Raw genomic sequence first — 10,939 nt, forward strand, 5'->3', positions numbered from 1 at the left:
CTCAAGTCATTGCTCACCGTTGTGCTTACCTTAATGGATTAATCTTTGCTCGCTAAATAAAAAGTGGGATGCTCCCATCATCTTTTTGTTGAATATCCTTTACAGACACCTAAACGTATTGTAGAGGGAGTTGGGGAATTAATTTTAGGTAAAAGAAATAAAGAAATAACTGCTGATAAAAATCGTATAGGATTAGTAATTGAGGGATTTCCTTCGAGTAATACAACGGTAGAAATTAGTAAAATTCTTAGTAGTCGTGGTTGTTTTGAATTAGAGTATTTACAAGCAAGTAAAATAACTACTATCGATATTAAAACAGCTATTATCCGCTATTTACAATCGCAGCATTTAAGAAAAGAAACAGGATTAGTTTTTCTTTATCTACGGGGAGTAATTGAAGAAACAGATGCAGGAGAATGGTTGATATTAGGTGATACTCGTCTGAAGCGTTCTTGGTTAAAACAGCAACTGCGATGCTGTGATAATAAGCAAGTAATTATTTTAGATATTGCTGGTGTTAATACACAAAATAAAACTTTTATACAGGATTGGATCGAAGATTTACAAATTAAAACCAAAGAAGGACAATGTGTATTAGCTTATATATCTACCTATGGGGAAAATGAGTGCTTTGCCCAAAATTTATTAGATACTTTAACAGCAAATTTAGCACCCGATGGGTTATCTGCTGCTGGAATGATAGCTCAACTGCAATTGTCTTTAGCTGATAGTTCTAATACTTTGCAAGCATACTTATCGGGAACCCAAGGTATTATTGAAATCTTGCCAGGAATTTCCGAAGTAAAACAAGAATCGCAAGCTATAGATTTGGGTATCTGTCCTTATATGGGTTTGAGTGCTTTCTCGGAAGAAGATACACAGTATTTTTATGGTAGGGAAGACTTAACGCAGCAATTAATTAACCAAATTCAAAACAAATCTTTTTTAGCCGTAATTGGTGCTTCTGGTAGTGGCAAATCTTCAATAGTTCAAGCCGGCTTTATTCCTGCATTACGTCAAGGTAAACAAATACCTAATAGTCAGCAATGGTTAATCAAAAAGATGCGCCCAAATGCGAATCCTTTGGAGACATTAGCACAGAAGTTGGATGGAGATTCCCCCTTATTAATGGAAGGAATACTAAACTTAGGTATAGAAAGTTTTGTTTACTGGTTACGTAGCCGACCCAAACCTATTTTATTGTTGGTGATAGACCAATTTGAGGAATTATTTACCCTGACATCACCACCTGATAGAGGCAAATTTTTAGACTTATTATTAGGTGTCATAGAATATGCAAGTGACCGTTTTAAATTAATTATTACTTTGCGTGCTGATTTCATCGCTTCATGTTTAGAAGTTATTCCTTTAGCAAATTTATTACAATCCCATAATGTTTTAGTTCCACCAAGTTTAAGTTTAAATGATTATCGCCGTATCATTATTAATCCAGCACAACAAGTTGGCTTGAGGGTAGAACCAGAGTTAGTCGAAGTACTTTTACATGAATTAAATGACTCTGCGGGTGATTTACCTTTAGTGGAATTTGTTTTAGAACAACTATGGCATCATCGCGTTAATGGTGAGTTAACTTTAAAAGCGTATCAAGAAAAACTTGGTGGGATACAAGGTGCTTTAGAACGTTCATCGCAAAATGTGTACGAGAATTTAGATGCAAAAGAACAAGAATGTGCAAAATGGATTTTTCTGTCTTTAACCCAACTAGGAGAAGGTACAGAAGATACTCGACGACGAGTTTATAAATCTGAATTAATAGTTAGAAAATATTCTACCCAATTAATCGAAAAAACATTACAAGCGTTCACTGCTGCAAAGTTAGTAGTAGTGAATTTGGAAGGAGAGGGGAAGGGAGAAATAGGGGATAGGGCAGCAGATAAAGGAGATAATAGATACATAAAAGTAGAAACAGATACTCACTTAGAAGTATCCCTCCCACTCCCTCCTGTTACAGTTGAAGTTGCTCATGAAATTCTAATTCGACATTGGTCTACGCTACGCTGGTGGTTAGAGGAAAATAGAGCGCGGTTGCGATCGCAGCGACAAGTTGAGCAAGCTGCACAACTTTGGAGGTATAATCAATCCTCATCTGATTTTTTATTACAGGGTATTAGGTTAGCTGAAGCGGAAGATATTTATATTAAATACATAGATGAGTTATCTCCAGATGTGCAGGAATTCGTTGTTGCTTGTTTAGAGGAAAGGAAACGGCAGCAGGTATTAGAAAAAAGAAGATTAAAACAAGCACAAAGGGCAGTAGTCGCGCTGAGTATTTTGGGAGTAGCTGCTGTAAGTTTAGGTGGTTTAGCTTATTGGAAGTCGCAGACAGCCCAATTACAGGAAGTTGAAGCTTTAAATGAATCATCAAAAGCTAATTTATTATCTAATCAACAATTAGAGGCACTTGTTGCTAGTGTAAAGGCAGGGAAGAGGTTACAAAATACAATTTTTGTGCCTGACAATATTAAATTTTCCACTCTCAATACTTTACAAAAAGCATTTTATAATATTCAAGAGCGTAATCGTATTGAAGGACATAGTGCAACTGTTACTAGCGCCAAGTTTAGTCCAGATGGTAAGATTATTGCTTCGACTAGTGATGATAATAGTGTAATTATTTGGAGTCGCAATGGTAAATTATTACGGAAATTACAAGGACATCAAGATGCTATTAAGAGTGCTAGTTTTAATCCTCAGGGAAATCTATTAGCTACCGCGAGTTTCGATAAAACAATAAAACTTTGGAATCCTCATGATGGAAAGTTAATTAGGACTTTAGTTGGACATGAGAAGGAAGTAATGAGTGTTCAATTTAGTCCTGATGGTAGTATTCTAGCTTCTGGAAGTAATGATAATACCGTCAAAATTTGGAAAGCGAACGATGGAACTTTAATTGCTACTTTAAAAGGTCACAATCAAACTGTCAATGCCGTTAGTTTTAATGCTGATGGGAAATTGATTGCTTCAGCCAGTGGTGATAGTACTATTAATATCTGGCAATTAAATAATAATCGCCTAATTAAAACTTTACGCAGACATGGAAATCAAGTTAATAGTATCGCATTTAGTCCTGATAATAAAATACTTGCTTCTGCCAGCAGCGACAAAATGATTAAAATTTGGGATTTTAACAAAGGTAGTTTAATTACAACTTTTGCATCCCATACCAGCCCAGTCAAAAGTTTAGCTTTTAGTCAAGATGGAAAAACTTTAGTCTCGGCAGGGGATGATAATATTATTAAACTTTGGGACATACAACAAGGTAATGTCATTGTAAATATACTTGGTCATAGTAATGGCATCTTAAACGTTAATTTTAGTAAAGATGGTAAAACCATTATCTCCGCAGGTGCCGACCAAACTATTAGACTATGGGAATTGAAAGATTTACCTCAAACAATTCAGGCAAATCAGGGTCAAATATATAGTGTAAATATTAACCCTCAAGCTAATTTAATTGCCACTTCTGGCAATAATACAACTATAAAACTTTGGCAGTTTCCATCACTAAAATTACGCCAAACTTTAGAAGGATATAATAAATCAGTTTATGGACATAGCCAAGAAGTCCAAAGTGTTGCTTTTAGTGCTGATGGAGAAACTTTAGCTTCAGCTAGTAAAGATTGGTATATTAAGCTTTGGCGTACTCGCGATGGTTATATGATAAAAACTATCACGGGTCATCAAGACCAAGTTAATAGTGTTAGTTTTAACCCGAAAGGTGATATATTAGCTTCCGGTAGTAAAGATAAAACAATTAAACTTTGGCGAGTAAAAGATTTTAGATTAATTAATACTCTTACTGGACATACTGGAGAAGTTTTTGGTGCTGTTTTTAGTCCTCAAGGAGATACTATCGCCTCAGCAAGTATGGATACAACAATTAAAATTTGGCGAGAAAAAGACGGTAAATTGCTCCAAACCATTATAGGGCATAAAAAGCCTGTAAATAATATTAGCTTTAATCCTCAAGGAGATATACTTGCCTCTGCTAGTTCAGACAATACTATTAAACTTTGGAAGAAAAATCAGACAGGCAGATTTGCAACACCTGCTTACAAAACCCTCCTTGGGCATCGAGATGCTGTACTTGGCGTTAGTTTTAGCCCTGACGGTCAAATAATTGCCTCTGCCAGTCGCGATCGCACAATCAAACTATGGGATAAAGAAGGTCGAGAACTAAAAACCTTTATTGGACATGATAACTCGGTCATGAATCTCAGTTTTAGCCGTGATGGTAAAATTCTTGCTTCTTCTAGTTTTGATGGTACGGCAAAAGTTTGGTATCTAGACAAAACAAAACTGCAAACCTTAGATTTGAATAATCTGTTGGCTCACAGTTGTGCTTGGTTAGATGATTATCTTCAAAATAACCCTAATATTAATTCCCAGGAGCAACATTTATGTCCAAACTTTGCTGCAATTGGTTTGGGGAAATAGCAGGATTTAAGAGTATACCCTGTTTTAAAATCGCATTGGGGTCAGGTAGTCTTGGTGGTCGTGGTCCTGGACCTTTCTTAGGTGTAACAGTGTTGTCTCCACCTCCTTGGTTATCACCAGGAACTCGTAATAGTATGCTACTATTTATCTTTGACTGGGACTGAATTGGCACTATCTGCAAATCATTGACCTGAATAGAAGTAGTTACTGTTGTACTATTAGTTGTATTTACTACATCTGCTAGGCTTGGTAATGCAGTTAATACAATTCCAGTTACAACTAAAGTCAAGCTGAGAATGCTCTTATTCATAATCTTCTTTACCTCAATACTTGTGACTGAGATGTAATATAAAACACTGAAAATTCAATATACGTATTATCTTTGACAACACCATTGGGTCATATAGAGTAGCCAAAGTAAAGATTTAACCAGATTTTATTCATATTACCCTGATTACTACACATCAAAAAATTCAATTCCGTAAAGACACTTGGAGTATTCCAAAAAATAAATGATCCAAAACCTGTAATTACGTAGCTTGCTTCTCCGTTTCGGACTACGCAATGACAACTGGACATTTTTTTACTTGGAGTACTCTTGAACTATAAACTTGGACTATGACTTTGGATTACCAATACAATAACCATTGACCATCGCAGTATAAACCATGACATTGCAAAGTTATTCTTTCATCGCCAGGATAAATAAAAGTAGTAGGTGCAATTTGATGGAGTGTATGTCCACTATGTACGACTATTTCACCAACCGTATAAGGATGAAAAGTTTGGTTCCTAAAACGTTTGCTAATTTCAACATCACCAGCGATCGCTTGTTTATATGCGTCAAGGTAATGGAAATCCCAAACATTCAATCCACCACCACTTTGGGGCAACTTAATTGGTAAAGTAAAGGAAATCGTATTTACAGCATCTATTTTTTCCTTGTCCCATTTGAGATTACGATACTGTAAATCGAAATGAGTTGTGGCATTTGGCTTAGTAATCAAATTATCATCTTGCCAAATATGAAATCCTGGCATTGCTGCATCTTCTTTATAAACAACAGGATTCAAAAGTGTTCGCTCTAGATATTCTCGAATTAATTCATAAAGCCAACCAAATTTTTCTTGGAGAATTGGGTTATATTCTTTGAATCTAGCTTCATAATCGCCAGCAAAATTAGCTAACTTTAAAAAATCTAAATAACTAGCTGTACCCAAAGTAGAAAAATACTTGGGAGACTCTCCTCGTTTAATCCAAAGATTTTTTAAGCTATGAATTGTAGAATAAATATCATCGCACTGCTGTGGTGTGAGAATTTGCTCTGAAAGAACTTCATTTGAACTTTCTGCATACAAATTAACTCTATTTTCTGCGAGCAATGCCAAAAGTGAATCTGTAATTTTACCTTCTGCCCTAACATCATAACTATCATATCCCGGCATTGGATTTACCTCCAAACACCAGTATTCATTATCTTCAGTTACTTTAAAATCCCAACCCGCAAACTTTAACCCAAAGGCAGCAGTCGCATTAATAATTTTATTCTGTAGAGATTCTGGTAATTCCCACTCGATATATTCCGATTCTTCGTGAGAATGGCGATAATCCACCTGGGAACATTTTATCAATTCTGAATGAACGCGATTACCAACCACATGCGATCGCACATCCGCACCTGCTATATATCTTTGCAAATGTACAGGTCCAATATTAGAATCAAAATCTCGGAATTCCTCTGCCTTTACCAACCTAGTATCAGCACGAATACCTGATGTAGTTTTAACAATTGTTAACCCAGCACTAGCAAATTCAGCGAGAACTTGTGCATTAGAACTAGTGACGCTATCGGCAACTTGAAAATCCCAAGATTGGAGATGAAATTCATGAAGCGGTTTTGAGAAGTTGTTGGCACCAGCACTAGGGCGATTAATTACTGTACCAGGAATATGTTCGAGCCAGCTACAAAGTGCAGCAAGAAGACTTTTCCATCGCATGGCATCGTGTAAATCTGATTGTACCGTCGAGAGGTCAATCAAACGACAATAGTAGGAAGCTTGGGGGTTTAATTTATATTTTTGACCAGAACAACTTAGCCAACTTAAATTATCATCAGGCAAAGCAAATCGCCAATCACCATTTTGAATAACTTCGCGCAAATTAATTACTTGTACTTTGATACCACGAGATTCGGCATGATTAACAAAATGGCAAAAAGTCCGGTCTGAATCGAGTCCAATTGCATAAATCATGAGAAAATTGTCTCCAAAAGTGCGGGAGCAAAAGCTGACCAAACAAACTGTATTTCTTCGAGGGAGGGATAAGGATTAATACGCGCTACACTTGCCTTTTCTAGATTACTTTCAATACTCCAAGTTATAGTGCCAAATACCAAATCTAAATTTCTGAGCAATGAAATGCTTTTTTCTTCAAGACGCAAATGTTCGAGTCCAACATTAGTGCAGCGCCAAGCTTTATCGTCTAAAACCACCACAATTTCATAGTCTAGATTACTATCTACCCAACTGGCACGAAATGGTCCGATATCATTGGGTATTTGCGGATAAAAGCTAGTATCATAAGTAGCTAAATCTTGGAGACACCATTGTTTATTGAGTAATGCTTGTGGCGATGAAGGAATTTGAGAAGAAAATATTTCCACACTACTATTGCTATAACCAGCCCGTAATTTAGTGAGGGTGGATGAATATGATACATTACCCCAAAGGCTATTTGCTGTCGGACGATTAATCACTATTGATTTTGATAGTGTTGTTGCTGCCCATAAAGTCGCTAAACACTCACCATACATAAAAGAATCATCGAAACTAGTGCGGATAGTCGCTGGCGATGGAATACGTAGAATAACTGGAATATCGGGTGTAACCTGAGATTTTCTATCTGCGATACTAATAGAAAATAATCGCGCCGCATCGCAGACATCTAGAATTCCTGTTGTATAACCTTTCTGTTTAACTAATTCGCTAACTTCTACACAAAAGCTATCATCGCTTGAACCAACAATTAATAAATCCATAATATATCAGTAAGTTTTAAGTATTGAGTAATTAATGCTAAATATTATTTACTAAGTGCTGAGGAATTAATATTACTCAGCACTCAGCACTTATTAAAAGATTGGTTTGTTGACTTTAATTAAAGTCTGAGAGCGGGTATCTTGTATTTGCGGGTTAAGTTTGAATTGGTTTGCAGGCAAAACAACAGGGTTAATCCTATCTCTAAAAGCACCGCCGCAATTTCCACTTTCGCAAGTCTCTTTAGAGTCTTTACCTTTATCGCTGGAATCTTTGCCTTTATCGCTCGATTCTTTCGTTTTACCACCGTCGGTGTCCAATACAGTACCCAATGGTACTTGGTTCAAGTTACCCAGAGTATCGCGTCTAACAGAATCTTTGATAAAAGGCTTTTGAGATATGATAGAGGAGCTATTAGAATTAACCAAGTTAGGTACAGATTCAGCTTTTGCAACTGTACTAATAATTGAACTGGCAATAGCCAAACCCATTACTAGTGCTAACCGAGTTGAAGTTGAACGTGCAATTTTCATTTTGATTTTCCTTGAAATATATTTGTTGCTGACGGGGTGCAATTTTTTCTTTGCAAGGAATGAAGAACTTTTTAACTGCCTTTCATCCTTTGCTACTGGGTACTATGTTCGAGTTGCAGCGTTTATGCACATGCAAGCAAAAATAAATTTTAAATTAAAGTTTACAGAGGTACGAGCGATCGCAATGCATGAAGTTCTTCTGCTTCATAAGCCATATAAGCCATGTCCAAAAGCCGCAAAAACGGGTGTGGCAAAGTCGATGATTATTATTTCCAAGATAAAGAGGGTTTGTATCGGGCTGTTTTAGAGCGATCGCACGGGGAGTTAGGGACTTCCAAAGAATAAATTAATCAATTCTATTTCTTCAAATAACGGTGCGTTACGGCTTATACCTAACACACCCTACAAAAATTGGATGTTTAATTACTTGGAAGTCCCTTATTGCAAATATGCCAACAATTGAACCTGGATAACCTCGCTCCGGATGTAGCTTTGGAGAAAGGCTAACGAGTGCTGTTCATAGTCAAGATTATTCCTATTTGCGATCTTCCAAGAGGCGATTTAATATGGTTTCCCCCATGTTGGTATGACGAGGATTGTCTATTAATCCCGTATCCAATAAAATAACGCCAAAAACGATCGCCCATCCTTTGGCTCGTTTTAAGGTAGCTTCCGAAATATTCCCATACTCTGCAATCATGCGATCGCGAGCATCCCTATCCGCAAACATCATCCAAATCGCTGCTAAATCGGTGGCAATGTCTCCAATGGAAAATACCTGAATTTTGCCGATAGTATAGGTGAAAAATTGTGGGGTGAATTTAGAAACCAACGCCCAAAGCTACCCTAACAGTGGGCAGAGTGGTATCTAGATTCGTTTTCTGGAGTTTTTCAGCAAGCCCTAAATATAGTATGGGGCGATCACAACACCAAAACTCTGACAAAAACTGCAAAAATATAACGTCGCTTTGTACTAACGATTGACAATTAAAGCATTAATTTGTTCTTCATCAATATTTATGCCACGACGTTCTAAGTAAGGACGTAAATTAATTTGAATAAACAAATCCTTCAATTCAGACGCAATTTCTTCAGGGGGATTTCCAGATAAAGCAGTTGCGATTAAGCGTTCCGCTATCTTCAATTCTCCACAATCGATCGCTAGGGTTGCCGCACTGCGATGCAAAATCGAGCGAGTCGGTTCTGCATCTAGTTGATTAACAATTAATTCTGCTGCGGCTAGTTCATTTTCAAATGCTTGGCGGGTAGTAAGGACGCTTGTCCTAAGTCACCTCGAAGCTTGGCGACCATAGCCGCTTCCGCCAAATCCATTGCTGTAGTGTGTTTTTCTTGAATTTGACTCATTTTCTCGCCACAAAACAAAAGGGTGTACTAAATTCAAGCACAATTACGTAGGCTGGAAATTGACCATCAGAAGGTTTGGTTTGTTCTTTCTTTTGTTTTACCCTAGCCTTAATTCGACTGGAATTACCCTTACGGATACCCGACACTTCAAGTCTAACTTTTTTTTGAAATGGTAATTCCCCATCAATGGCTGAAGTTCCCAACCAATAATCGAACCCCGTTCCTTGACAAGAACGTTCAATCACGGTTAATTCTGTCAGTTCTCTGATAATTAAGAAGGCGATACCGTAAGCTGCTTGTTCAGTTGTAAACTCCTCATCGTTCCAACAACGGGACATTTGTGTGGTTACAAGTTGCCAATAAAGACAACACCCAGGAAAGAGCATTATTTAGCCAAGTATTAGAAACTGTAGAAAAGAACGATGTTTGGGTAGGAGATAGAAATTTTTGTACCTGTATGTTTTTAGTTGAAATTGCAAAGAGCAAAGCTTACTTTGTAATTCGTCAACATGCATCGATGCCTTATGAGGAATTAGGAGAATTAAAGGAAATCGGAGATAGTCCAACAGGCAAAGTTTTTGAACAAGATGTGCTGATTGAATATGAAAGAGAATCAATAAAAGCTCCCAAAGGTGTTGTTGTTCGTTTAAATGAACCGACTAGGGATGGAGATACTGAGGTAGCGGTTTTTTGCAATCTGAGACAAGAAAATGCTTCTTCCATTGTAATCTCACAAATTTACCTTAAACGTTGGAGTGTTGAGGGTTTATTTCAAGTTGTTAGTGATACTCTGGAATGCGAAATTAAGACTTTAGGTTATCCCAGAGCCGCTTTGTTTAGCTTTTGCATGGCACTAGTTGCCTACAACATTTTATCTGTGATTAAATCAGCATTGCGTAGTGTTCACGGGCAAGGAAAAATTGATGCAGGTCTTTCCAATTACTATTTAGTTGAGGAAATTCAAAGCACCTACACAGGTATGATGGTTGCGATTCCCGACGTTGAATGGAAATTTGTAACTCACCTGAGTTTACCCGCTTTTGCGGAGCTATTAAAACAATGGGCTGCGACTGTTGACCTCAAACGCTTTGCTTCCAGCCCCAAAGCTCAAAAAAAGTCCCAACCAAAACGAAAAAAAGAACCTAACCGTCCCCATGTCTCTACTGCGAGGCGCGAGGCTTCTAGCTGATAAACAACGCGAGAGCAAGCATTCTAGACTCAAACAACAAACGTCGAACCTGGTTGAAACTCCTACCCCGCAAGCTTTACAGACGTAAATGTACTATTTTTTGGAGTACACCTTAACAGGGGTAGTCTTAAAATCCCCCCTGGTACTTGCTTTCGTCATCTAGCTTGAGATTGTGCGATCGCTCTGGAAGGCTGTCATTGCGTACCCCGAAGCGGAGAAGCAAGCTACGCTCTTAGCGTTCCCGTAGGGTGGAGGAACGACGAGGATTGACACTCTCTTTCTCTGAAGCCACTGAGATTCTTGAATCTAAGACATGACTTGCTCAATCAGGCTTGCACCAGTTTGAGTAGAGGTCTCAT

General features: G+C 37.6%; 10 protein-coding genes. 3 read left to right on the top strand and 7 right to left on the bottom strand.

What is annotated here, in order from left to right; genetic code table 11:
• Positions 1-63 precede the first annotated feature (63 nt).
• On the top strand, positions 64-4,458 hold the full coding sequence (locus tag CK510_RS18550) for an nSTAND1 domain-containing NTPase (protein WP_095723116.1): 4,395 nt from the start codon (positions 64-66) through the stop codon (positions 4,456-4,458).
• Here CK510_RS18550 and CK510_RS18555 read toward each other — a convergent pair.
• The 4 genes from CK510_RS18555 to CK510_RS18570 all read right to left on the bottom strand — a co-directional run bounded on the left by CK510_RS18555 (position 4,400) and on the right by CK510_RS18570 (position 8,026).
• Complete coding sequence (locus tag CK510_RS18555) at positions 4,400-4,768, bottom strand: hypothetical protein (protein WP_095723117.1); 369 nt, start codon at positions 4,766-4,768, stop codon at positions 4,400-4,402. The two genes, CK510_RS18550 and CK510_RS18555, sit on opposite strands and share 59 nt — an antisense overlap.
• A gap of 319 nt (positions 4,769-5,087) precedes the next feature.
• Positions 5,088-6,710: an ATP-grasp domain-containing protein gene (locus CK510_RS18560; protein ID WP_095723118.1), complete on the bottom strand. Its 1,623-nt coding sequence runs from the start codon at positions 6,708-6,710 to the stop codon at positions 5,088-5,090.
• Positions 6,707-7,495 (bottom strand): hypothetical protein, encoded by a 789-nt coding sequence (locus tag CK510_RS18565; protein WP_095723119.1) that lies wholly within the window; start codon positions 7,493-7,495, stop codon positions 6,707-6,709. The genes CK510_RS18560 and CK510_RS18565 overlap by 4 nt, the downstream gene beginning before the upstream one ends.
• A 93-nt stretch (positions 7,496-7,588) precedes the next feature.
• On the bottom strand, positions 7,589-8,026 hold the full coding sequence (locus CK510_RS18570; protein ID WP_095723120.1) for a hypothetical protein: 438 nt from the start codon (positions 8,024-8,026) through the stop codon (positions 7,589-7,591).
• A gap of 222 nt (positions 8,027-8,248) precedes the next feature.
• On the opposite strand from CK510_RS18570, the gene CK510_RS34035 reads away from it, so the two are divergent.
• The gene (locus CK510_RS34035) at positions 8,249-8,371 is read left to right on the top strand and encodes a hypothetical protein (RefSeq protein WP_281257055.1); all 123 of its coding nucleotides are present in this window, start codon (positions 8,249-8,251) and stop codon (positions 8,369-8,371) included.
• Positions 8,372-8,561: 190 nt separating this feature from the next.
• Here the strand turns inward: CK510_RS34035 and CK510_RS18580 are convergent, their stop codons facing one another.
• The 3 genes from CK510_RS18580 to CK510_RS18590 all read right to left on the bottom strand — a co-directional run bounded on the left by CK510_RS18580 (position 8,562) and on the right by CK510_RS18590 (position 9,729).
• Entirely contained in the window at positions 8,562-8,858 is a 297-nt protein-coding gene (locus CK510_RS18580; RefSeq protein WP_095723121.1) for a hypothetical protein, read from the bottom strand.
• A gap of 141 nt (positions 8,859-8,999) precedes the next feature.
• The gene (locus CK510_RS33530; protein WP_245912209.1) at positions 9,000-9,212 is read right to left on the bottom strand and encodes a hypothetical protein; all 213 of its coding nucleotides are present in this window, start codon (positions 9,210-9,212) and stop codon (positions 9,000-9,002) included.
• 175 nt (positions 9,213-9,387) lie between these two features.
• The gene (locus tag CK510_RS18590; RefSeq protein ID WP_245912210.1) at positions 9,388-9,729 is read right to left on the bottom strand and encodes a hypothetical protein; all 342 of its coding nucleotides are present in this window, start codon (positions 9,727-9,729) and stop codon (positions 9,388-9,390) included.
• A gap of 2 nt (positions 9,730-9,731) precedes the next feature.
• On the opposite strand from CK510_RS18590, the gene CK510_RS18595 reads away from it, so the two are divergent.
• Positions 9,732-10,580 (top strand): transposase, encoded by an 849-nt coding sequence (locus CK510_RS18595; protein WP_095723122.1) that lies wholly within the window; start codon positions 9,732-9,734, stop codon positions 10,578-10,580.
• Positions 10,581-10,939 lie beyond the last annotated feature (359 nt).

This window comes from Brunnivagina elsteri CCALA 953 (assembly GCF_002289455.1).
Taxonomy (GTDB): Bacteria; Cyanobacteriota; Cyanobacteriia; order Cyanobacteriales; family Nostocaceae; genus Brunnivagina; species Brunnivagina elsteri.

Bases quoted from the DNA above. Each gene is read 5' to 3' on its own strand.
- CK510_RS18555 (WP_095723117.1), bottom strand. From the start codon at position 4,768: ATGAATAAGAGCATTCTCAGCTTGACTTTAGTTGTAACTGGAATTGTA.
- CK510_RS18560 (WP_095723118.1), bottom strand. From the start codon at position 6,710: ATGATTTATGCAATTGGACTCGATTCAGACCGGACTTTTTGCCATTTT.
- CK510_RS18565 (WP_095723119.1), bottom strand. From the start codon at position 7,495: ATGGATTTATTAATTGTTGGTTCAAGCGATGATAGCTTTTGTGTAGAA.
- CK510_RS18570 (WP_095723120.1), bottom strand. From the start codon at position 8,026: ATGAAAATTGCACGTTCAACTTCAACTCGGTTAGCACTAGTAATGGGT.
- CK510_RS34035 (WP_281257055.1), top strand. From the start codon at position 8,249: ATGTCCAAAAGCCGCAAAAACGGGTGTGGCAAAGTCGATGATTATTAT.
- CK510_RS18590 (WP_245912210.1), bottom strand. From the start codon at position 9,729: ATGTCCCGTTGTTGGAACGATGAGGAGTTTACAACTGAACAAGCAGCT.